18 protein-coding genes, 2 pseudogenes and 1 other annotated feature are annotated in these 24,581 nt (G+C 33.7%); of the genes and pseudogenes, 17 read left to right on the top strand and 3 right to left on the bottom strand.

What is annotated here, in order from left to right; all coding sequences use genetic code 11:
- The first annotated feature begins 16 nt into the window (after nucleotides 1-16).
- The 5 genes from MKY02_RS14580 (at nucleotide 17) to MKY02_RS14560 (ending at nucleotide 5,235) form a co-directional block, all read left to right on the top strand.
- Nucleotides 17-556 carry a phosphoribosyltransferase family protein gene (locus MKY02_RS14580; protein ID WP_038190213.1) on the top strand — a complete coding sequence of 180 codons (540 nt, stop codon included), beginning with the start codon at nucleotides 17-19 and terminating at the stop codon, nucleotides 554-556.
- Between the two features lie 95 nt (nucleotides 557-651).
- Nucleotides 652-892, top strand: a binding site (T-box leader).
- A gap of 332 nt (nucleotides 893-1,224) precedes the next feature.
- Nucleotides 1,225-3,165: a threonine--tRNA ligase gene (gene thrS, locus MKY02_RS14575; RefSeq protein WP_076033938.1), complete on the top strand. Its 1,941-nt coding sequence runs from the start codon at nucleotides 1,225-1,227 to the stop codon at nucleotides 3,163-3,165.
- Nucleotides 3,166-3,461: 296 nt separating this feature from the next.
- Nucleotides 3,462-3,845, top strand: a complete 384-nt coding sequence (locus tag MKY02_RS14570; protein ID WP_038191111.1) for an iron chaperone — start codon at nucleotides 3,462-3,464, stop codon at nucleotides 3,843-3,845.
- A gap of 391 nt (nucleotides 3,846-4,236) precedes the next feature.
- Nucleotides 4,237-4,611 (top strand): hypothetical protein, encoded by a 375-nt coding sequence (locus tag MKY02_RS14565; RefSeq protein ID WP_038190204.1) that lies wholly within the window; start codon nucleotides 4,237-4,239, stop codon nucleotides 4,609-4,611.
- Nucleotides 4,612-4,692: 81 nt separating this feature from the next.
- Nucleotides 4,693-5,235, top strand: coding sequence for an NUDIX hydrolase (locus tag MKY02_RS14560; RefSeq protein ID WP_076033937.1), 543 nt, complete (start codon nucleotides 4,693-4,695; stop codon nucleotides 5,233-5,235).
- A 47-nt stretch (nucleotides 5,236-5,282) separates the two neighbouring features.
- On the opposite strand, the gene MKY02_RS14555 is transcribed toward MKY02_RS14560, so the two are convergent.
- Nucleotides 5,283-8,066: a dynamin family protein gene (locus MKY02_RS14555; protein WP_038190201.1), complete on the bottom strand. Its 2,784-nt coding sequence runs from the start codon at nucleotides 8,064-8,066 to the stop codon at nucleotides 5,283-5,285.
- Nucleotides 8,067-8,448: 382 nt separating this feature from the next.
- Here MKY02_RS14555 and MKY02_RS14550 point away from each other — a divergent pair, with 382 nt between their 5' ends.
- The 3 genes from MKY02_RS14550 (at nucleotide 8,449) to MKY02_RS14540 (ending at nucleotide 14,655) form a co-directional block, all read left to right on the top strand.
- Nucleotides 8,449-9,678: a right-handed parallel beta-helix repeat-containing protein gene (locus tag MKY02_RS14550; RefSeq protein ID WP_081730149.1), complete on the top strand. Its 1,230-nt coding sequence runs from the start codon at nucleotides 8,449-8,451 to the stop codon at nucleotides 9,676-9,678.
- An 879-nt stretch (nucleotides 9,679-10,557) separates the two neighbouring features.
- Nucleotides 10,558-11,424, top strand: coding sequence for a serine/threonine protein kinase (locus MKY02_RS14545; protein ID WP_038190199.1), 867 nt, complete (start codon nucleotides 10,558-10,560; stop codon nucleotides 11,422-11,424).
- 36 nt (nucleotides 11,425-11,460) lie between these two features.
- Nucleotides 11,461-14,655, top strand: coding sequence for a BTAD domain-containing putative transcriptional regulator (locus tag MKY02_RS14540; protein ID WP_340711430.1), 3,195 nt, complete (start codon nucleotides 11,461-11,463; stop codon nucleotides 14,653-14,655).
- 123 nt (nucleotides 14,656-14,778) lie between these two features.
- Here MKY02_RS14540 and MKY02_RS14535 read toward each other — a convergent pair.
- A pseudogene (locus tag MKY02_RS14535) lies at nucleotides 14,779-15,153 on the bottom strand (transposase); the annotation flags it as partial.
- A 138-nt stretch (nucleotides 15,154-15,291) separates the two neighbouring features.
- On the opposite strand from MKY02_RS14535, the gene MKY02_RS14530 reads away from it, so the two are divergent.
- The 9 genes from MKY02_RS14530 (at nucleotide 15,292) to MKY02_RS14490 (ending at nucleotide 24,131) form a co-directional block, all read left to right on the top strand.
- The gene (locus MKY02_RS14530; RefSeq protein ID WP_340711429.1) at nucleotides 15,292-16,512 is read left to right on the top strand and encodes a substrate-binding domain-containing protein; all 1,221 of its coding nucleotides are present in this window, start codon (nucleotides 15,292-15,294) and stop codon (nucleotides 16,510-16,512) included.
- A gap of 95 nt (nucleotides 16,513-16,607) precedes the next feature.
- Nucleotides 16,608-17,381, top strand: coding sequence for an ABC transporter ATP-binding protein (locus MKY02_RS14525; protein ID WP_038190185.1), 774 nt, complete (start codon nucleotides 16,608-16,610; stop codon nucleotides 17,379-17,381).
- Complete coding sequence (locus MKY02_RS14520; protein WP_076065130.1) at nucleotides 17,359-18,066, top strand: ABC transporter ATP-binding protein; 708 nt, start codon at nucleotides 17,359-17,361, stop codon at nucleotides 18,064-18,066. The genes MKY02_RS14525 and MKY02_RS14520 overlap by 23 nt, the downstream gene beginning before the upstream one ends.
- Before the next feature lie 12 nt (nucleotides 18,067-18,078).
- Complete coding sequence (locus MKY02_RS14515; protein ID WP_038190178.1) at nucleotides 18,079-18,945, top strand: branched-chain amino acid ABC transporter permease; 867 nt, start codon at nucleotides 18,079-18,081, stop codon at nucleotides 18,943-18,945.
- A gap of 2 nt (nucleotides 18,946-18,947) precedes the next feature.
- The gene (locus MKY02_RS14510) at nucleotides 18,948-19,979 is read left to right on the top strand and encodes a branched-chain amino acid ABC transporter permease (protein ID WP_053417073.1); all 1,032 of its coding nucleotides are present in this window, start codon (nucleotides 18,948-18,950) and stop codon (nucleotides 19,977-19,979) included.
- Nucleotides 19,976-21,001, top strand: a complete 1,026-nt coding sequence (locus MKY02_RS14505) for a 3-oxoacyl-ACP synthase (protein ID WP_076065129.1) — start codon at nucleotides 19,976-19,978, stop codon at nucleotides 20,999-21,001. Before MKY02_RS14510 ends, MKY02_RS14505 begins: the two co-directional genes overlap by 4 nt.
- The gene (gene phaZ / locus MKY02_RS14500) at nucleotides 20,998-21,894 is read left to right on the top strand and encodes an intracellular short-chain-length polyhydroxyalkanoate depolymerase (protein WP_076065128.1); all 897 of its coding nucleotides are present in this window, start codon (nucleotides 20,998-21,000) and stop codon (nucleotides 21,892-21,894) included. Before MKY02_RS14505 ends, phaZ begins: the two co-directional genes overlap by 4 nt.
- Before the next feature lie 13 nt (nucleotides 21,895-21,907).
- The gene (fabG, locus tag MKY02_RS14495) at nucleotides 21,908-22,648 is read left to right on the top strand and encodes a 3-oxoacyl-ACP reductase FabG (protein ID WP_038190166.1); all 741 of its coding nucleotides are present in this window, start codon (nucleotides 21,908-21,910) and stop codon (nucleotides 22,646-22,648) included.
- A gap of 13 nt (nucleotides 22,649-22,661) precedes the next feature.
- A complete protein-coding gene (locus MKY02_RS14490; RefSeq protein ID WP_340711428.1) occupies nucleotides 22,662-24,131 on the top strand; it encodes a class I adenylate-forming enzyme family protein in 1,470 nt (489 codons plus the stop codon).
- A gap of 124 nt (nucleotides 24,132-24,255) precedes the next feature.
- On the opposite strand, the pseudogene MKY02_RS14485 reads toward MKY02_RS14490, so the two are convergent.
- Nucleotides 24,256-24,453 (bottom strand): annotated as a pseudogene (locus tag MKY02_RS14485) (hypothetical protein); the annotation flags it as partial.
- Nucleotides 24,454-24,581: the final 128 nt, after the last annotated feature.

The raw sequence follows: 24,581 nt of genomic DNA, 5'->3' as shown, positions 1-24,581 counted from the left end.
ATAAGGAGCTATTAAAATGACGAACACATACACTTTACAAGTAGCAGGTTTAGAAAGAGATTTACCAATCATTCGATTAACAGAAAATTTAAGTATTGCTAGCTTTGTTATTTTAGGTGATGCAGAACTTTTAAGAGAAGCTTCACCATTATTAGTAGACAAGCTTCCTGAGGTGGATGTTATTGTAACAGCTGAAGCAAAGGGGATTCCATTAGCTTATGAAGTTACTAATCAATTAGGATTATCAGCTTATTATGTTGCACGAAAAACAGTTAAACCATATATGCAAAATCCATTGATGAATGAAGTGCATTCGATTACAACACAAGCAAAACAAACATTGTGCTTTGATCAAAAAGACGCGCTAGAGATTAAGGGAAAACGCGTTGCGATTATTGATGATGTGATTAGCACCGGGGAGTCTTTAAGAGCATTAGAAGAACTTGTTGAATTAGCTGGAGGAAATGTAGTAGCAAAAGCGGCCATCTTAGCAGAAGGAGATGCGGCTAAACGCGAGGATATTATTTTCTTAGAAGAATTACCACTTTTTGATTAAATAACCGATGGATTTTATTGAAAAATTCGTGAAAAATAAATAAATTTCTATTGACTAATGGGAAATAATACTATATAGTGGTAAAAATTATAATAATGAATGCAATGACAAGGATATGAGTATTTCATAACGGTTTATAGAGAGGGAAGGCTAGGCTGGAAACTTCCTAATACGGATGAATTATTTACCACCTTGGAGCAGTATTGGTGAAAAAAGAGTAATCAGTACCGTAGAAGCAACGATAATGCTTACACAAAGCCATCAATATGTAACTTATTGAGTTATGAGATGGAAATTTGGGTGGAACCACGGGTATTATACACACTCGTCCCTTCATGAGGGATGAGTGTGTTTTTTGTTTTTTAAAAAAAATATAGAATGCAATGATAAGGACACGAGTAATTCTAACCGCTTTACAGAGAGGGAAGGCAAGGCTGAAAACTTCCTAATGCGGATGAATTATTTACCACCTTGGAGCAGTATTGGTGAAAAAGAGTAATCAGTACCGTAGAAGCAACGATAAAGCTTACACAAAGCCATCAATATGTAACTTATTGAGTTATGAGATGGGAATTTGGGTGGAACCACGGGTATATGACACGCACTCGTCCCTTTATATAGGGATGTGTGCGTGTTTTTATTTTATAAAAAAATAGGAGTGAAGTGTTATGAGTCAAAAGGAAGTTTTGATTAAGTTTCCAGATGGACATCAAAAGCAGTATGTGCAGGGAGTATCATTAGGTGAAATTGCTAGTTCTATTAGTTCTAGTCTAAAAAAGAAATCGGTGGCGGGAGAAGTCAATGGCACACGATATGATTTGAATCGTAATATTACACATGATGCAGAAGTGGAGTTATTTGATTTAGAGTCAACAGCTGGTATAGAGATTATGAGGCATACTTCAGCTCATGTATTAGCTCAAGCAATTAGACGATTGTATGGTGATGTGAACTTAGGAGTAGGGCCAGTGATTGACAATGGTTTTTATTATGATGTTGATATGGAATGTATTATTACAGTGCAGGATTTAGCGAAAATAGAGAAAGAAATGTCTAAAATAATCGCTGAAAACATAGAGATTGCACGTGTTGAATTGTCACGTGAAGAGGCGAAAAAACTTTTTCAAAAAGATCCATTAAAGCTAGAGCTATTAGAAGACATTCCTCAAGATGAAATAGTAACAGTATATCGCCAAGGAGAATTTGTAGATTTGTGTCGAGGTCCGCATTTACCAGCAACTCGATTTATTAAAGCATTTAAATTAACACATATTTCAGGGGCATATTGGCGAGGGGATAGTAACAATAAAGTACTACAACGTATATATGGTGTGGCCTTTGCTACAAAAGAAAAGATGGAAGAATATTTTCATTTTGTAGAGGAAGCGCAAAAAAGAAATCATCGTAAACTAGGGAATGAATTAGAGTTATTTATGTTCTCTGAGGAAGCACCAGGTATGCCATTTTACCTTGCTAATGGGCAAATTATTCGAAATGAATTAGAAGTGTTTTTACGTAAGCTTCAGCATCAATATGATTATCAAGAAGTACGCACGCCATTTATGATGAATAAAAGATTATGGGAGCAATCCGGACATTGGGATCATTACAAAGAAAACATGTATTTTACAGAGGTAGATGATCAAGAATTTGCTTTGAAACCAATGAATTGTCCGGGACATATGCTGATTTTCAAAGATAAACGTCGGTCATATCGTGAACTTCCGATTCGAATGGCTGAATTTGGTCAAGTGCATCGACATGAATTTAGTGGAGCATTAAATGGTTTATTACGTGTTCGAACATTCTGCCAAGATGATGCACATATTTTTGTCAGACCGGATCAAATTGAAAATGAAATTTTACTAGCCTTACGTTTAATTGATCGTGTATACAAAACATTTGGTTTTGAATATGACATTGAATTATCAACACGTCCAGAAGATTTTATGGGAAGTGTGCAATTATGGGATCAGGCAGAAGCATCTCTTGAAAGAGTATTAAAAAACCTTGGCTATCCATACAAAATCAATGAGGGAGACGGTGCGTTTTATGGACCTAAGATTGATATTCATATTAAAGATGCGATTAAACGTAGCCATCAATGTGCAACAGTTCAACTTGATTTCCAACTACCAGAGAAGTTTGATTTAACATATATTGATGAACAAAATCAGAAGGTAAGGCCAGTCGTGATTCACCGAGCAGTATTTGGATCAATTGATCGTTTCCTTGGAATATTGATTGAACACTTTGGTGGTGCATTCCCTATTTGGCTATCACCTATTCAAGTTCAAGTGATACCCGTATCAAACTCAATGCATAAAGAGTATGTTGAAGAAGTTACTAGGCGCTTAAAACAAGAGGAAATCAGAGTCAATCTTGATTTACGTGAAGAAAAATTAGGGTATAAAATACGTGAAGCTCAAATGAAGAAAATTCCATTTATACTTATTGTGGGGGATAATGAGATGGAAAATAAATCTGTTAACTTAAGACAATATGGTCAGGAGAATTCATTGGAAGTCCAGCTTGATGATTTTATTTCTAAAATTAAGAATTGCATTGAAAACAAATCTTTGAATAATAGTGAGTATGACCTTGGGTAACTAATTTCAATTTATTCAAGTGTCATAAGCAAAACCAACGAGTATCATTAGTTTTTTATAAATTTAATTTATACCTCTCCTTCTTTACAATAATAATAAAGGAGGAGAGGGAATGAAAATATTTAAGCAAAATTATACTGCATTACGCGAAAGGCTACTAAATTTTTAATAAATCGCCTGTCAATGAACCTTTAATCTAACAGTGTTTGTAATATAATAGTAACATCTAATTTTTTAAAATATATAAAAGAGTACAAAGTTGATTTTAAGGATAGCTGAGTATGAAAGGAGAAATCATGGAGGGGAACAATAAGTCTAATTCAATTGATGAATACATTTTACAATTTCCTCATGAGGTTCAGGAAAAACTAAAAACGATAAGAAAAGTTATAAAAGATGCAGTACCGGAGGCAGAAGAAAAAATTAGTTATCAAATGCCTACCTTTGCTTTACATGGCAATCTGGTACATTTTGCTGCCTATAAAAAACATATAGGATTTTATCCAACTTCTAGCGGGATTGTTGCTTTTGAACATGAATTATCGGATTATAAAAGTTCAAAGGGAGCAGTGCAGTTTCCACTAGAAAAGCCGATTCCTTATGAATTAGTAAGTGAGATAGTTAAATTCAGAGCTGCTGAGAATAAAAAGAAAGCTGATGGCAAATTAAAAAAGAAATAATAAACTCATTCAATTTAAAAGAAAAGAGTATGTTTTAAGTGAAATTTAAAACATACTCTTTTTGTTTGTTCATTAATTAAGGCGTTTAGTATTGTTTTTATAATTATTGATGGAAAGCACTAATACTGACACGCTTTAAGTCATTACGGATCAATTAAAGTGAAATTTTGTTGAGTGAAAATTATATTGATAGAAGTATTACGGTATTTATGAAAGAGCAAGCAGTATTTCAGTTTTGAATATATAAGTTACGGAATATTCAATTGTAAAGCTTGCTTTACAATATAATGATGGGTATTATGGTTAATATAACCAATTTTTTATTAGCAATTGCATTAAACATTGAGAATCCCAATAGACTTTAATTTTAAATTGGAAGGAATGAAGACGAATGAAACAAACACAGATGGGCTATATCATTATGGGCATTATATTTGGTGTTCTGGCTTTATTTATGAATGGTGTTTCATTAAGTGTAAATAAATTTCCATCTTCACTAATGTTAATTGCTATTAGCATTATGTGTTTCTGCTTAGCTTTCTTAGTGCAACATCTTGCTGCAAAAGATGAACGAGCACAAAAAATAAGAGAGCGATCCATTTATGTGAATTATTTTATCCTTATAGCAGTAGTTGTAATATTAATGATAGTCTTTAATCCAGTTAGTAACTTACAAATAGAAGCATACAATCTACTCTCAATCATGATGACGGTATATATATCATCCGTATTTTTAACTATGGTTTACTATGCGAAGAGATATTAATGTTAGATGATAAATCGATTGAAGTATAAGATAGTTGATAAAGAATAATGATAAGGCAATGGAAATATAGGAGTGATAGACTTGGGATATATTATGGATTTGAGAAAGATAGTAGGCACTAGGCCACTATTAATGGTAGGCGCCAGTGTACTGGTCGTAAATAAAGATAAACAACTATTACTTCAACTAAGAACAGATAACCAATGTTGGGGATTACCTGGCGGGTCATTAGAATTAGGAGAAAAATTAGAAGATGCAGCAAGACGGGAATTAGCAGAAGAAACAGGACTAATTACAAAAAAACTGCAATTATTTAATGTTTATTCTGGAGAAAATCTTTACTATAAATATCCGCATGGTGACGAGGTTTATAATGTTACTAGTACATATATTTGTGATGAATATAGTGGTGAATTAAAAGAAGATCTATCGGAAGTTATGGAATTGAAATTTTTTAAAATGGATTCATTACCTTCAGTGATTAGTCCTCCGGATAAACAAGTTATTGCAGATTTTAAACGGTGCACTTCAATAAATAAAGAGGGAATTGATAAAATTTTACCGTGGTCAACACCATCTAGTTCTAGTTGCAAGGTACCGAAAAAAAGTGAAGCTAACAAATAATAACTCCAAAATCAACTTTTATTGTTGATTTTGGAGTTATATTATTTTTACTCTATGTTTGTTTCTAAAGTTAAATCTGTATAGGAATAATCCTCACCTTTATTTAAGATGACTTCACATTGACGTAATCTTAATTCAAAGAGCGTTATAGGATCATGATAAACTTCAGGATTTGATTTCATTTTATGCAGTGTATCTTGTTTTTCTTGTATTTCTATATGAGTGTTTTCTACAGCTTGTTCCAACTCGCCAAATGGACTTCTAAAGAATATATTAATATCCCGCGCTTGAGCGTTTTCAAATAGCTCAAATTGCAAGAAAAATTTGTTCATAATAGAATCCGTTACATCAGTATAATCTTCATTTTCTAAATACTGTTTGTATTTGTTATATAACATAGCTTTATTTTTAGGAAGAACGCCAAACAATTTACCGGCACTTTTCAGTAAAAATTGTGCTGGTGTAAATCTGCGCAAGATATTTACTTCTTCCATTTGTATTCTAGTTGTCATTCTATCGGTATCTCTCCGCCAGTCATCAAGCACTTTAAAGTCACATTCTAGCTGTATTCGATTTTCTCCATATAAAGAATTAAGTTCTTCACTGATTTCTTCTAAGTACGATTGACTTTGAAGGAACTCATTATTAGAAGTTGCAATCCAATTTTGCATAGAGCGAGCAAGATTAGGTAACACAGTTTTTTCTAGATATTTTTGAACTCTTTCGTTCATCGCTGTATTTAGTTCAATGTCAATGTGCCCAAAATCGCTTTCTTCACTAATTAAATCAGAACAACTCTGTAATAGTTTCGGAATATGTTCTGTAAGATCATTAGCAATTTCGTATTTCATTGTCCGATATGATTCTGTAATTAAATGAATTTTTTCCTTCTCAAAAGCAGTAAGGTTATTAATAAAACCATTTAGTTTAACTAACATATCTTCATTCCAATTAATAGAATCCACTAGGTTATTTTCCATCTCGATGCGTTTATCCAAAAGATATGAAATTGTTTTTCGAATGAAAAACAATAGCTTTTCAGTACGTTCTGCATCGATATTTTTATGGTTAAAGTTAGAATGAATAAACTCAGATAATTTGTTTAGTTGTTGACTATTTGTATATAACGAAGAGTAAGGGAAAATTCGCGCATGCGGGAAATATGCGTTTATTCTCACTTGCGTATCATCTAAAACTCTTTTTGCTTCTGCTTCACTGTAAATGTTATCGATTTTATTTAATAAGAAATGAATTTGTAGATTTGGTGTATGTTCTTGAATACTTAATAGAATATCACGTTCTTTGTCAGTAAAAGGTGAATCCGCATTCAATACGAATAATAATTCGTCTACAGAATTTAAATATTCAAATGTCTCATCTCTAGTGTCGTTGTTCCTATTAAAGCTTGGTGTAACAACCAAAGTAAGTTTATTTTTACTTAAAAATCTGCATGGTAATTTAAATTCAACATATGCTCTATCTCTATCTGATTGAGGGTGCAGAGACATCATGTTATGGTAATCTGAGAAATTCTCAGTTGTTGTAATTGCTGAATCTGATATCGCGTTAATTTCTGTATGAGCTTCATTATTAAAGACAACTACATTTGAGACTGAGTTTTCTAATATATTTTCACCAAGTATAGAGTTAATAAATGAAGCTTTTCCGTTTCCTGAAGTTCCAGTCACTAAAAGGCGATTTGTTCTTAAATCTGCAAGCTCGCTAACTAACCATCTAAATCGATGACCTATTTCTAAATCATGTTTTTGTGCCCACTGTGTAATAGATTCAAAAAGATGTAAACTATACTCTAAGCCATTCACATGATTAATAGAATATGACAGTAGGTTTTCCGCATGTTTTATATTTGCTGAATCTATTTCGGAAGGGAAAATCTCATCCCATGCCAAAACTGCAGCAGATGGAAATACAGAATGAGACGGATTGGCTACCTTTAACCAATTTGTTAAAAGATTTGGAATGATATCGTGTAATTCTCTGAGCATATATTGACCTTGGATTAATTCAAAGTACGTTTCTTCGTAAAGAGAAGAAATGTTGTCCCATATATCGGAAGAATGGATTTCGATTAGTAAGAAAAATTCATTTATTGTTTTGAGCCATAATAAGTAATTTTGTTCATTTTTATAGCTGTGCCAAAGTGATGAAACAATTTGGGTAAATTGTACTTGATCAACATTATTTAATGTAACTAATACTTCATAAAAATAGTCTGGTGAAATATTTTTAGTAAATCCATTATTGATATATTCTTTTAGAACCTCAAACCAAGGAGAAGATTCTGTTCGAATTAACTCATTCACAGCAAGCTCTACTGCACTGTCAAAATCTCGCTGTTCTTCATAAAAGGAACGTGCAATTTTTGTAACATTTGGATAATCGGGATTTAAAGAAACCGCTTCTTTAATAGCAGCGAAAGCTGAATCAAGATTATTTTGCTCGATGTAAAGAGATAGTAATTGCAGTACAATTTCAGTCATAAGTATTTTGTTATCAGTAGTAATGGAGGTATAAACATTTTCAGCAACTGATAATTGGTTAAGTTCGAAGTAAGCATCCGCAATATTCTTTTGTGCCCATGGTGCTAATTCATTACTAACTTTCTCCCATTTAAAAATAGCTGATTCAAAATCTTGATGGTGATAATAAAATTCACCTTGTGCAAAACGAATATAAGATCCATCGGAAATCTCATTTTTTTGTTCGTTTAAATAAGCTTCCCCAAGTACTTGAAGAGGTGGATGTGTTTCATTGTCTATTAGGAATGTTTCATAATATATCTTTTTGATTAATTGTTTTTCTAATCTCATTTTTTCCTCCACTATATCTTGAAGAATACATTTTTCTCCATGTGACAACACTTTTTAGTATTGTTGCTTTTTATTTTAACAAAGAATTTCTTTTGGGAAATTTCATTTATCTTTCATTTTTTAAGTAAGATTGAAATTCAATGAGAAAAGTTTCATTTTTTTATCAATTTCCTTTCCAAGTGGTGTGAAAACAGAAAATGTTTCTAATAACTTAATATGAATATAATATTCTACATTAAGTTGTAACATTCCATGTAGAGTTCGTATAAAAAACAATGTATAGTGAATACGTATTGGAATAGGGTGATAAGAGGTTTTGCAAAAAAGTATATGAAAATCTGTCCATATTATTATCATTTTTTGAGAAGGAGAATTTTACAACATGATTATGCAATTAAAGAGAATGGGCTCATTATTGGCTGCTACTGTGTTGATGCTGAGTATTTGGATAGGGGTTACACCTAATTCTGTAGAAGCTGCCACAAAGAGTGTTTATACAATTTCACCAAAAACAGTACCTGTAGATAAAAAGATGTTGAAATACACTACATATAATAGTAATACTAAGCATTATTATGTTCTACGTTCCTATCTAGAGAAATTGGAGAAAAAAGGTGGCGGAACGCTCGTATTAAAAAAAGGAACTTACATAATTAGTAATACGCTATATGTTCCATCGAATGTAACAATAAAAATGAAGGATGGCGTAAGTATTGTTAAAGGTCAGAAAACGGGTACAAGCAAATTTAAAGCTTCAAAATCAATTTTTCAATTAATCAAACCATCAAAAGCCAATAAATCGGGTGTATATGGCAAATATAATGGTGAAAAGAATATTTCCTTTATAGGTGAAGGTAAAGTAACAATTGATATGAATTACGAGAAAGATAGCATTGCCTTGATCATGGGGCATAACCAAAATGTAAAAGTGGAAAATATTCAATTTAAGAATATGTATTCTGGACATTTTATCGAACTAGATGCTTCTAAGAATGTTGTTATACGAAAAAATACGTTTACAAATTCCAAAGCATCAGCAAACAAGAACAAAGAAGCCATTAATATTGATACACCGGATAAAACGACAGCAGGGTGGAGTCAAAAATGGAGCAAGTATGATAAAACGCCAAATCAAAATATAACAATTGAAAACAATAAATTTAAGAATCTTGATCGAGCTATAGGTACCCATAAATATTCAGGTAAAATGTATCATGATAAAGTTATCATTCGTAATAATCAAATTGACAAAACACGCTTGGATGCTATTCGTGTCATGAATTGGACGAATTCTGTTATTGAAAAAAATTTAATCCGGAATGTAGCGAATGGTAATGCTAGTACTCGTGGGATTTTAGCTAGTGGCGCAATTAACCCAACATTTAAAAACAATACTTTTGTTACTGTGGGGAGAACGATTCAGTTTATGGCTTGGAAAAACAGTGGTCCAGGCTCACAATACGATATTACGTACAATAAGCTAAGTGAAGCTAACAAAAAAGCACTTCTAACAAACAAAGCAGTTAATACTTCTGAAACGATTATTCGAATTAATAATACCTACAATGAGTTCATACAAAACACTGAAAAAATTCAACTTGCGTCAAAGTGATTTACATGGGGAAAAGAGACCTTCTACTCTGTAACACTAAAGACAAGTAATTGTACATGATAATTCATTCATAATATGTTACACATATTATGAATGAATTACATTACTAAGTAATTTCAGTTGCATACATTTTTTTATTTTTGGCTATTTTACTGTTGATTTTCTATAACTTAATAAAATGGGCGTATTCGAAAATCAGCACCTCCTATTAATTAACAATAAAAAGAAAATAATTAATCATTATAGTGATATTTAACAAACTGCTAGCGTATATATTTAAGGTTGTGATGGGGGAAGAATATTAAAAAAGCTTGTTATTAGTTGGAGGATTTTCTTGTTGATTTGTCCTATTCTGTTGTTTGCGATTGGGAAGATTGATATGTTCGTTTGCTCTGCTTTTATTTGTGGAATTATAATCTCTGTTGGTGGTGGATGGCTATTTAAGAAAAAGCTTAATTAATAACATAGTAGTGTTCTTATGCCTTCTTCTCATTTACCTCATGCGAAGCTACGGGAACAAGTAAAGCATTTTCATGTATAGTTTTATGTATTCTCGCAAATTCCTAAACCCCCCTTTTAAATCTCACTGTCCTTTTATTGAATAACATATAACCAATCTTGCTCACGTCTCCGTAAGTGTGCCAAAAAACTAAACATAAATACTACGTACTCTTGCAAAGAATTTATTAGTGTAGGCTTTTAGTAATTACTGTACAATTAATATAAGAATATTCGGTTTTCGAATACTTTACTAAATGGAAATATATTGAAAGGTATGATGTTATATGAAAAATTCGCCAAACATTTTAGAGGTATATCAATTTTGAGTAAACGTATCACCCCTCTATAAACTACGTAAGCTCAATGAAGGAGCAAAATTTGGTTAAAGTATGCATTGGAAGCAATAAATTATTATTAGAGTTAAGAGAATATCATGATTTTAATTGGCTTAAAGCAGTAAAAGTATTTACTATTTTTGATCAGCAGGATTCAGGAAACATTTGTTTTGGAATTATAGAAAATGACGAACGTTATTTCATTAAATATGCAGGTGCAAGAAATTTAGAATATACTGGAGATATAAAGTCAGCGATTAAACGCCTAAAAGAAGCAAAGAAAGTTTATCAACATATTGATCACCCCTTATTAATTCAATGCATAGGGACATTTCAGACAGAAAATGGTTACGGATTGAAATTTAAATGGGTAGAAGGAGAATGTATGCATAATCATTGGGATTTTACGCCTTTTGAAAAGTACAATTCTCCTGATTCTCCTTTTGTGAAATTAAGGAGTTTATCTTTAAAAGAACGTATTTCGATATTGAACCAAATATATGAATTTGCGGTTTTTGTAGAAGATAAAGGATATGTGATGGTTGATTTCTATGATGGTAGCATACTATATAATTTCAAAAATAATAAATTGCATATTTGCGACATTGATTTTTTTAAAAAAGCACCTGTCTTTAATGATATTGGTGAGGATTTTTGGGGTTCTAGTCGGTATAAAGCACCTGAAGAATATCGATTAAACGCTGAAATTACAAGTGCTACAAATGTATATACTTTAGCAGGTTTAGCATATGCGTTTATAGGAGGACGAAGTGATAAAAGTTTCGAAATGTGGGAGGCTTCAATAGATCTATATAATATTTGCTCAAAAGCATTAGAAAATAATCCCTCACATCGTTTTGAAACGATTAGTGTGTTTTATCATCAATGGAGTAAAGCACTTTTAATATAGAAATGTAAATCAATGAGAATGAGAAAGGGGTACAATATGGAAGACAACATATTGATATCTAAGCTTATTCCACCAGAACCTGCTATACATTATATGAGACGAGCAAAGGTCATGAAAAAGTTAGCACGAAGTCATCATACAAAGCTTACTATTTTACATGGTGGAGCAGGTTTTGGTAAAAGTTCCGCATTGGCACAATTTTTAGCAGATCAATCCAATGCTTTCTCTTGGTATCAAGTGACAGAAGATGATGACGATGTTTTGCCATTTTTACGTCACTTGTTTTATAGTGTGCGGAAAGTATATCCTTCTTTTGGAGAAACAATGATTGGTTGGGATCAGCTTTCAATGTTTCCTAAAGTTGAAGAGTTAAATAAGCTTTTTACTATGTTTGTAAATGAGTTTTGCAAGATGCGAGAACCATTTTTTGTAATATTAGATGATTACTATTTAGTGGATCATATTTTTCATATTCATTACATCATGGAGAAACTGATATTACATTTACCACCAAATGTTCATCTAATTATTTCTTCAAGAACATATCCTTCTTGGGGGTGTATACGGAATTTAAGGTTAAATCATCAATTGGTTGAATGTGTAGAAGAAGATTTTGTCTTTTCTGCAGAAGAAATCCAGGTATTCTTTGAAGATTACTTTCAACATTATATAACAAAGGAACAAGTGGCCAAGATTCTCCGGACAACAGAAGGTTGGGCTATTGCTATTTTATTTCTCGCCACTCAATCTATTGATTTAGAGAAATCTATAGATAAATTACAGAATCTTTCGTCAAATGACTTTTTCACTTATTTATCGTATGAAGTATTTGAGGGGCTAAATGATTTCGAACAGGATGCAATTATGAAATTTAGCATTTTTGAAACATTTTCGTATGAATTAATAGAAGTATTCTACGGGGAGGTTTTTGAAGAGCAGCTTAAAATTCTAGTCAATAAACATGTTTTTATCCAGCCATTAAGTGGATACACAGAGTTTCGATATCATGTGTTATTTCAGCAATTTTTAGAATTGAAACTGATGGAACAGGATTTAGATACTTATCACTCGTTGCATTTAAAGGCTACAAAATATTTTACTCAACAAAGAAACCCTGTAAAAACCGTTCATCATGCGATGAAAACAAAAAATGAAGATTTGATTGCATCTACTTTAGCTTATTTTGCAAATCAGTTTATAGAAGAAGGAAAATTCGATTGGTTTATCGAACGTATTCGTGAACTATCAGCTAGTACAATGGCAAACCATTTTCAACTTTATTATTATGAAGGTGAAAGTCAAAGATATCGTGCACAGTATGAAAAAGCAAAAAAAGCGTATGAAAAATGTATTATATGCGCAAAAGAATGCTTGTCTTATGATTATTTATTAAGAGCCAAGGCTGGGATTGCACATATCTATTTGGATACTATTCAACCGTCACTTGCTGAAACTTATTTACAAGAAGCACTTGAATTGGTGGAACAAGCGAAGTTAGAAGAAGATTATCTGCAATTTATACAAAAACAATATGCAGAAAATCTAGTGAACTTAGGCAAACCGTATGAAGCAGAAAAGTGGGTTTCGGATGTGGGTCTTTCTTCTCGTGTAGTTAGGCAAGGAAATTTGGATGCAAGAATATTATTAAGGCAAGGCAAACTTCAGGAAGCAAGAAGCTTATTAGAAAATCGTTTAGATTCATATAGTCTTATTTCAGATACTTATCGTGAGACCGATGTTTTATATTCATTTATTTTAATCTTATTAGGTGATTATGTAACAGCACTAGAATCAGCAAATAAAAGCATCTTGAAAAAGGAAAATGAACATGCACAGTACATTCTAGCAGTAGCCTATCTTCGTAAAGGACATACATTATTGGTTTTGAATCCGGCAGATATTGCTGAAGCGGAACAATATTATGAAAAGACCATCGAAATAATGGATAGTATGGATGTGAAACGTGCAAAAGCCGAGTCCTATATGGGACTAGCAATTGTAAAAAGTAGACAGCAACAACTTGAGCAAGCACTTTTCAATATAAAATTAGGGTTAAAAGAAACGGAAAAAGTGCATGATCATTGGGTTTCGGCTTTACTTTATGTAGCCTTATCAATAGTTTATGTGGAACATGCACATTACCTAGAGGCAAAAGAAGCTATTAAGAGCGCAGAAAGTAAGTTTAAAAACTCAAAAGATTATTTTGGACTGACAATTGTTAGCTTTTGGCGTGCTTATATCGCTTATATGCAAAATGATGAAGTTGAATTTACTTCAAATTTTGAATTATGTATGGCAACTATTGTAGAGAAAAAATATGATTTCTTTGTAAGAGACCAACATATCTTTGGTCCTCAACATAATTTAGTATGGTGGCAAATGATGCATCATTGGAATACATTAAAAAAATCAGCTGTTAAAACAAAACACTTTTATAAATTGATAGAAATAGATGCTGATATACCTGTACCAGCGCATATGTATACTATTCAGCTATTTGGAGCTATAACTCTATATCGCGATGGTGAAGTAATAGTAGAAAAAGAGTGGCAACGAGAAAAGGCAAAGGAATTATTCATTTACCTATATCTAAATCGTACGAGATTTGTTTCCAAAGAAGAAATAATTAATGTACTATGGCCAAAAGCTACTGAGGAAACGATGACAAGAGATTTCAAAGTTGCCTATAATGCATTATTAAAAGTGCTAGAACCAAATCGTCTTCCCAGAATAGAAAGTGCATACGTTGTTCGAAAGCAATCAATGTACAAGCTCATTACACAGCAGTGTATGAAAAGTGATTTATATTTTTTCAGACAATTTATATCTTTGGGCATGCAACAGAAAAATCCTAATCTTTCGAATGAATGGCTTTTAAGAGGAATCCGAATATACACAGGTGATTTTATCGCGGATAAGAAACAATCAGAATGGCTTCAAGATATACGAGAAGAATTGAAATATATTTATATGGAAGGAATTGAACGCTTAGCACAGAATTATGTCCGATTAAAAGAATTTAGCAAAACAGTGTATTGGGCAGAGCACTTGTTGAAGCAAGATAATACTTGGGAAGAAGGATATCGCCTAATCATGTATGGATATTTTCAACTTCAAAATCGTACTCAGGCTGTCAGATGGTTTGAAAAATGTGAACAAGTATTAAAAGACGAATTGAATATTGAACCAATGGAAACAACCATACAGATGTATGAGATGATTTTAAAATGACCTTATGTGAAAACGGAGGGCACTGAAAAACTTACGTTTTTAAAATGTAATGTTCTTCAATAGTAAACACCGGCACTTTTTGTTCGATTTTGAACAGAAAGCCGGTGTTTTTTTGGTATTTCCTTATTCTTCATTTAATAGCTTCCAGATACGTTTCAAATTCACTGCAAATATTGTTGTAGCTCCTTGGACTTCCAGGCCAAATAAACCCGCCGATTTTGCCGTATTGTAGACATGCGGATTTTAACTCACTATTCTTCGCTTCAATTTTATAGCGCTTTTTTGCTAAGTCTTTGAATCTTTCGGTTTCTTGAAAAGCTGCTTGCTCTTCATGTTCGGTTGATTTTATGGAAACTGATTCCGTTTGCTTTTGGCACCGTCTTTATAACAGCCATCTTGTAATGGACAAACCTTACATTTTTCTATGTCAAAGTAATACGTTTGTGTTTGATTTTTACCTACGTCTTTTTTATTCGTTCTCGCTTTTCGAAGCTCCATAAGCTAGTTGATTGGAGTGCATGCCCTCTGTGAAAACGTAGGGTCCTTTTTCTTTGTAACTAATTTGTAACTAGGATTAGTTATGATACTTCTACAGCAAGATGAAAGCGCTTTAAAAAATAAGAGGGAGGTATTTAAATGAAAAAATGGTTGGCGATTCTATTAGTAGCAGTAACGCTTTTACTCGCTGCATGTGGAAGTGACAAGAAAACAAGTGGATCCTCTTCGGAAAAGGGTGAAAAAGAAGGAGGGACAATTAAAGTTGGTGTATTGGCCTCTTTATCTGGTGCATTAGAGTCTTATGGAAAACAAACAAAAAAAGGCTTTGAACTAGGGCTAGATTATGCAACAAATGGCAAGATGGAAGTTGCAGGTAAGAAAATTGAAGTTGTTTGGGAGGATACTGAAACTAAACCAGAAGTAGCAGTGCAAAAAGCAACAAAGTTATTAGAAGATGATGGGGTAGATTTCTTAGTAGGTTCATCTAGTTCTGGAGATACATTAGCTGTCTTACCACTAGCTGAAGAATACGAGAAAATTATGATTGTAGAACCAGCTGTTGCAGATAGTATTACTGGCGCTGAGTTCAACCCATTTATCTTCCGTACAGCAAGAAATTCTTCTCAAGACGCTTATGCAGCAGCAGCGGCGATTGCTAAAAAAGGAACAAAAATTGCAACATTTGCACCGGATTATTCTTTCGGTTGGGATGGAGTTAAGGCTTTTAAAGCAGCAGCAGAAAAGTTAGGAGCAGAAGTTGTTTTAGAAGAATATGCTGATCCAGCTGCAACAGATTTCACATCTAACTTACAGAAAGTTGTGAAGGCAAAACCTGAATATCTATTTGTTGTATGGGCTGGTACAAATTCACCTTGGAATCAAATTGCAGATCTTAAGTTAACAGAAAAAGGTATAAAAATTTCGACAGGTGCACCTGACATTACCGCTCTTCAATTGATGAAGCCCCTTGTAGGCATGGAAGGATTCTCAGTATATTATCATACATTACCAAAAAACAAAGTGAATGATTGGTTAGTAGAAGAGCATAAAAAACGTTTTAACAATGAAGTGCCAGACTTATTTACACCAGGTGGATTTTCATCTGCTGTATCTATTGTTGAGGCGTTAAAAAAATCAGATGGTAATGCAGATGGTAATACGCTTATTCCATTAATGGAAGGTATGTCTTTTGAGACACCGAAAGGAAAAATGACGTTCCGTAAAGAGGATCACCAAGCATTACAGCCTATGTATTCTATTAAACTTGAAGAACAAAAAGGTGTTGACTACCCTGTTCCGGTATTAATTCGTGAACTAACACCTGACGAAACAGCTCCGCCAATTCAAAATAAAAAATAAATATACGAGAGTTCAGACCATAAATTTGGCCTGGCTCTCTTAAAAACTTTTTACATAAGAAGTTTTTAAGAGAGCTAGACTTAGGAGGAATGAGGATGGAACCTATCATTAGGACAGAAAATTTAAGTATTCAATTTGGGGGGCATCGTGCAGTTGATGGCGTGAATTTTCAAATGCAGGCAAAGCATTTCAAATCAATTATTGGTCCAAATGGTGCAGGAAAGACTACTTTTTTCAACCTACTAAGTGGTGAATTGAAACCAACAGAGGGAGAAATTTTTTTGAAAGGGGAATCGTTAGCAGATGATTCGTCTATCGAACGTACACGAAAAGGACTTGGTCGCTCTTTTCAAATCACAAATGTCTTTCCAAATCTTACAGTCTTGGAGAATGTTAGACTTGCAGTGCAATCTCGTGAAAAGGTAAGGTTTAATTTTTATAAACACTATTTGCAGTATAAATCGATTACCAACGAAGCAGTAGAAATATTGGGTCAAGTATTGCTTGATAACAAAGTGAATGCAGTTGCAAGTCAACTATCTCATGGTGAAAAACGTAAACTAGAAATTGCAATGTTACTAGCTCTAAATACTGAAATTTTACTATTGGATGAACCAACTGCTGGTATGTCTTTAGAAGAAGTACCGGCTATCTTAGAGGTAATACGTTCAATAAAAGAACAAGGAGACAAAACCATACTGCTCATTGAGCATAAGATGGATATGATTTTAGATCTTTCAGATTCAATCATGGTGCTCTTTAATGGGAAGCTTTTAGCAGATGGAACGCCTTCAGAAATTATGGACAATGAAACTGTACAAAACGCGTATTTAGGAGGGCTATATGATGAACAGCTTATTAAACCTTGATCAGCTTCAAACACATATTGGACAATATCATATTTTACAAGGGATTCAATTTGAAGCAATAGAAGGGAAAGTATCGGTATTGCTTGGTAGAAATGGAGCGGGTAAAACAACTACTTTAAAAACCATAATGGGTTTGACACCTGCTTCCCACGGAAAAGTTATTTATGATGGGCAAGACATTACAAAACGAAAGCCTTATGATATTGCCAATCTAGGTATTGGTTATGTTCCAGAAGATCAAGGTATTTTTAAGGACTTAACAGTGGAAGAAAATATGAAAGTTGCAATCCGTAAAGAGACAGATGAAGTATATGAAAAACAGGCATATATATTAGAGTTATTTCCCGATTTGAAAAAGTTTTGGAAAAAGGCTGGGGGGCATTTATCTGGGGGGCAGAAGCAAATGCTGTCTATGGCAAGAGCATTTGTAAATGACAGTAAACTCTTATTGATAGATGAGCCTTCAAAGGGATTAGCTCCAATCGTTGTAGAAAAAGTAATGGAAGCTATTACAGAAATGAAAAAGAAAACAACGATTATTCTTGTTGAACAAAATTTTATTATGGCCAGTCGGATTGGTGATACCTATACATTAATAGATGATGGAAAAACTGTTCATTCAGGATCTATGGCTGAATTGATTGGAGATGAAGAATTGAAACGGAAATACTTAGGAATTGGTTAGGGGGAATCGAGTATGGATTTATTTATCAGTTTATTTATAAATGGTTTAGCCACAGGTATGTTGATTTTTTTATTAGCGGCTGGATTGACACTTATTTTCGGATTAATGGACGTCTTGAACTTTGCCCATGGGGGACTTTTTGTTTGGGGAGCTTATTCTGGAATCTTCGTTTATACATGGTCAGGCAGTTTTATAGTCGGAATACTAGGTGCGATTGTAACAGGGTTTGTCCTAGGGTGGATCACGGAAAAATTAATCATCACACCCGTATATGGCAATCATGTACAACAAATTTTAATAACGCTTGGATTTATGTTAGTACTATCAGAATGTATTAAGGTTGTTTTTGGACCTAATAGTATTCCTGTAGATGTACCTTCATATTTAGCAGGTAGCTGGGAAATCGGTGAAGTAATTGTGATTAAATATCGTATTTTTATTATCGTTATTGGGCTTATTATTTTCGGAATATTTCAATATGTATTAAAGAAAACAAAAATCGGTTTAATCGTACGTGCTGGTGTGATGGATAAAGAAATGGTGCAAGTATTGGGTATTAATATTAAACGTGTTTTTTTATTCGTTTTCATGACCGGTTCAGCAATGGCAGCATTCGGCGGAATGCTTATGGCTCCGTACTCGGGCGTAATATACGCAGAGATGGGAATGGAATATGCCATTTTAGGATTTATCGTAGTAGTAATAGGTGGGATGGGAAGTTTCTCTGGTTCATTAATGGCAGCAATTTTAGTGGGGCTTGCGGGTAGTTTCATGGCGTACTATGTTCCATATTTATCATTAGCGGTCAATATGATTTTGATGGCTATTGTATTAATCTTCCGTCCACAAGGCTTATTCACAAATGCGAAGGAGGGCTAAAAATGAGACATGAAAAATACTTTTCTCTTAAAAATTTGACATTTTTGATAATTATAATAGCACTCATTTTCTTTCCCTATGTTGCAGATTCTAGAACGTTAACGATACTAATGACCCAAATATTTATTTTCAGTATATTAGCCATGAGTTATGATATTTTACTCGGTTATACAGGAATTGTGTCGTTTGGGCATGCTATGTTTTTTGGAATAGGCGCATATACAACGGCCATTTTACTTAGTACTTATAACAATACTATGATGATTTTCCTCATTTCGATTATTGTAGGTATGATTTTTGCTGGTATTGTTAGTTTCCTAGTTGGGCTCCTGACACTGCGTTTAAAGAGCCATTTCTTTGCCATGTTGACATTGGCGATTTCAGGTTTGTTTTTAGTTGTAGCGGAGAAATGGCGTACTGTTACAAAAGGGAATGACGGCTTTACTTTCAGAGCTCCGGATGTATTCAGAGATCGTGTTATCTTTTATTTCTTCGTCTTAGTCTGTCTTGTTGTCGTATTCCTTGTACTTAGACGATTTGTAAATTCTCCATTAGGAAAAGTACTAATTGCAGTTCGTGAAAACGAACAAAGGACACGATCACTAGGATTTAGAACATTACACTATAAGGTAACGGCTTCAGTTGTAGCTGGTGTTGTTGCTAGTCTGTCAGGATCACTCTATGCAATATCTCTCCGCTTCGTCAATACAAGTGTAATGTCAATGGATATAACATTAGATGCATTGTTAATGACGATAATTGGTGGTGTTGGCACACTTATCGGGCCAATTGTTGGCAGTCTAGTGATTGAAACTGCTCAACATTATCTATCAGGTTTAGCTAATGACTACCCAATTTTTGAACGCTGGATTATCTTCTTTGGGATGCTCTATATTTTAGCAGTCATCTTCTTCCCAAAAGGCATTGTTGGTACTGTATATGTGAAATATTTGACTTGGAAATCGAAGAAAGCCAAACCCCAACTGCCTACGCAATCTGTACCTTTGGTCAAGGATAAGGAGCGATTTGAATGAATATAGGGATTGTAAGTACCGGAATCTATTTACCTAAAAATCGTATGACCTTTGAAGAGATTAGTCAAAAATCGAATATTCCAGTTGATATTGTTAAAACAAAATTGGGGATTATTGAAAAGACGATTGCTGGACACGAAGATCATACAGTGCAAATGGCAGTTTGGGCTGCCAAAAGAGCCTTAGAAAAGACAAATTTATCCCCTCGAGATATTGATGTCATTATTTATATCGGTGAGGAGCATAAAGAATATCCACTGTGGACAGCAGCTATTAAAATCCAAGAAGAAATTGGTGCTTTAAATGCATGGTCATTTGATGTACAGCTTCGATGTGGAACGACGATAATGGCGATGAAAGTTGCAAAAAGCTTAATGCTAGCTAATGAAGATATTCGTACTATCTTACTTGCAGGAGGATATAGAAATCATGATTTCATCGATTATACAAATGATCGAACACGGTTCATGTATAACTTAGGCGCTGGTGGAGGAGCTATGATTCTACAAAAAGATGTGAAAGAAAATATCGTTCTTGAAAGTGATTTGATAACGGACGGATCTTTTTCAGAAGATGTAGTTGTACCGGTTGGTGGAACAAAAAAACCATTGACCCCTGAATTACTACAAGCAGGTGCATATAAATTAGATGTGCTAGATCCTGAAGGCATGAAGACACGTCTTGAGCAAAAGTCATTGAGTAACTTTTTAAAGGTAATCCGCCAATCTTTATCGAAGAGTGGATATGACGAATCTCAATTGGATTATATTGCTATGCTTCATATGAAAAAGTCAGCACATGATTATGTACTTCATTCACTAGGGCTAGACGAATCACAGTCAATTTATTTATCACATTACGGACATATTGGTCAGATTGATCAAATTTTATCATTAGAGTTAGCTTTAGAAAAAGGGATAATAAAAAACGGAGATATTATCACGCTTGTTAGCGCAGGTATTGGTTATGCATGGGGGGCAGTAACAATTCAATGGGGAACTCATGAGGAGGAGATTGTATGACATTGCAACAAGACGTATTAAAAAAAGTGCTGTTATCTAACGGAGAAACGATAGCTTATCGTGAAAGAGCTGGTGGAGATGAGCTTATAATTCTTGTTCACGGCAATATGACATCTTCAAAACATTGGGATGTACTAATGGAAGAACTTGATGGACGATTTACAATTCTATCACCAGATTTAAGAGGATTCGGTCAATCATCTTATAATAAACGAGTGTCACATATTCGTGACTTTAGCGAAGACTTAAATCTATGGGTAGATGCTCTCGGGTTAAAAGATTTTACTTTAGTAGGTTGGTCTACTGGGGGGGCTGTTGCAATGCAATTTTGTGCAGATTATCTCGGATTATGTAATAAATTAGTCCTACTTGCTTCCGCTTCAACAAGAGGTTATGCATTTTATGCGTCGAATCCGGATGGTTCACCTAATCTATTAAAGAGATTACTTACTCTAGAAGAAGTTGAAAAAGATTCTGTAAAAACTGTACCTATGCAAAATTTATATGATAGTGGGAATCGTGAGGGATTAAAAGCAGTTTGGAATGCGCTTATTTATACGCATAAGCAACCATCAGAACTGCAGTATGAAGCCTATATAGATGATATGTTGACACAGCGTAATCTTGCAGATGTATATCATGTGTTAAATACGTTCAATATTAGTTCTAAGAAGAATGAAGTAAGTCATGGACAAAACGAAGTAGCGAAAATCCAAATACCTACACTAATTATTTATGGTGATCGTGATTACGTAGTACCTGAGACTATGACAAAAGAGATAATAGAAGATTTTGAGGGACGTGCAAAAGTAGTAAAACTGAACGACAGTGGTCATTCACCATTAATAGATGATTTAACACAACTAGTTAATCAGATTGAACTATTTATATAATGGAGGAATTGGAATGAGATTACAAAATAAAGTGGCAATGATTACGGGTGGAGCTAGTGGAATTGGTTTAGCAGCAGTAAAACGATTTGCAGAAGAAGGAGCAATAGTTATTATTGCGGATTACAACGAAGAAGCCGGATATAAAGTTGAAGCCAAATACCTTGAAAATGACTATGATGTAGCTTTCTATCCTATCAATGTAACTAAACGTGAGAGTGTCAATAATGTAATTGCAAAAGTGATTAACAAATATAATAAGATTGATATTTTAGTAAATAATGCGGGTATTACAAATGATGCAATGCTTTCAAAAATGACGGAAGAACAGTTTGATCAAGTAATCGATGTAAATTTAAAAGGTGTTTTCAATTGTACTCAAGCAGTTACGCCATCTATGGTAGCACAAGGCTATGGGAAAATTATTAACACATCATCTGTCAGCGGTGTCTACGGCAATGTTGGTCAAACAAATTATGCAGCTACAAAAGCAGCTATTGTTGGGATGACTAAAACTTGGGCAAAAGAACTAGGTAGAAAAGGAATTAATGTCAATGCAGTTGCACCAGGTTTTACTAGAACACCAATGGTTGAAAAAATGCCATCTAAAGTATTAGAGAAAATGGAATCCATCGTTTCTTTACAACGTTTAGCGGCTCCAGAAGATATTGCCAATGCTTACCTATTTTTAGCTTCAGAAGAAGCAAGCTATATTACAGGCCATGTATTACAGGTTGATGGTGGAATTATGATGTAAGGGGGGAGAAGTTATGCATAGTGAGCAATCATGGATATTAAAAAGAGCTGCCATTACCCCCAAAAAAACATCGTTGATTGATATTGCTACCAACAGAAGCTGGTCCTATAAACAATTGGGCTATGAAGTGACAAAGTGGGTTATGTTTCTAAAAAGCTGCAGTCTACAAAAAGGTGATCGGGTCGCCGTGATTGCGGAAAATAGAATTGATCTATTTGCCATTCTTTTTGCATGTGCCATCGGTGGTTACATCTATGTTCCCTTAAACTGGAGATTAAGTCATTCAGAACTTGACTATATTCTTGACGATTGTACACCAGCCTTAATACTATATGAAGATCAATTTATGAAGCTTATTGCTAATAACCCACATATGAAAGCATACCCAATTACAATAGAGATTTTAGCAGAGCACTTCGATGTACCAACAAATAATTGGAATTCGAAAGACGCATGGTTAATGATATATACTGGTGGGACAACTGGAAAGCCAAAGGGTGTAATCTTATCATATGATGCGGTAAATTGGAATGCCTTCAATACTATTATTAGTTGGAATATTAGTAGTGATGATTGCACATTAAATTATATGCCATTATTTCATACGGGAGGCTTGAATGCATTATCAATTCCGATATTAATGGCTGGAGGTACAGTTGTAATAGGAAATAAATTCAATCCTCAAGAAGCAATCCAGTCATTGAATACTTACAGCACAACAATTTCGTTATTTGTCCCGACAATGTATCAATCTATGATTGATACAGAAGAATTCAAGAAAACAAGTTTTCCTAGTATAAAAGTATTTTTATCAGGTGGAGCTCCATGTCCCATCACTGTGCATAAAACCTTCTTACAAAAGGGAGTACCATTTAAAGAGGGTTATGGATTAACCGAAGCTGGTCCCAATAATTTTGTTATTCAACCAGAGGAGGCCGCAATAAAACTAGGATCTGTTGGAAAGTGTATGCAATTTAATGAAGTTAAAATTCAAGCTCCGAATGGTAGAGAATGCGGACGTGATGAAGTAGGAGAACTATATATTAAAGGAAAGCATATGTTCAGCGAATATTGGAAGAATCCACAAGAGACAGCTAAAACTATTATTAATGGATGGCTTCGTACTGGTGATTTAGCGAAGATGGATCTGGACGGAGATATTTATATCGTAGGACGAGTAAAAGAAATGATTATTTCAGGGGGGGAAAATGTCTATCCTCAAGAGGTGGAACAATGTATTATTACTCATCCAAAGGTGAAAGAGGTCGCAGTTATAGGAATTGCTGATTGTCACTGGGGTGAAATCGTTACGGCTTTTATCGTATCAGATGATGCATTTAATAATGTTAAAGAAATTCAAGACCTTTGTAGAAGTCATCTAGGTAGTTATAAAATCCCTCGGAATATTTATTTTATCCCTGAACTACCAAAAACACATGTAGGGAAAATTGATAAAAAGAAACTTCAAACGATTCAAATGTAAACGGTCTGTTGGGTTATTAACGGGTTCGGAATTGAGGAGCAAAAATGTAAATAACCATTAAAAAAGGGGTGCAATTAGCACCTCTTTATCATCTGTTTTAGCGATTAAATTAGACCTAAATTGGTTATCTTTTGATAATCTCATTATTGCACTGAATTGTCTTTAATGCTTCCTGAAGTTTTTCCACTACCCTTGATAAAGCTAATATTGAATTTGTTGTATCGAATTCTTCAATATCCAAGGAATGATTTGCATTTTGGACAATCTCTATCTTTAAATTTGAGTTACTTAATTTTTCAATTTTATTTGAATTGAAATGATAAAATAAACGAAGTGCTAATTTCACTTTAATAGAAATCGGCACTTCGTTTATTCGCTATACGTTATCGTGTCACTTTTGAATCCAAAATTGATACTCTAATTAGTTTTAGTACTCTAAAAGCGAACCAG

Source organism: Viridibacillus sp. FSL R5-0888 (assembly GCF_038009105.1).
GTDB lineage: Bacteria > Bacillota > Bacilli > Bacillales_A > Planococcaceae > Viridibacillus > Viridibacillus arenosi.
This window is presented reverse-complemented; position numbering and strand designations above follow the sequence as displayed.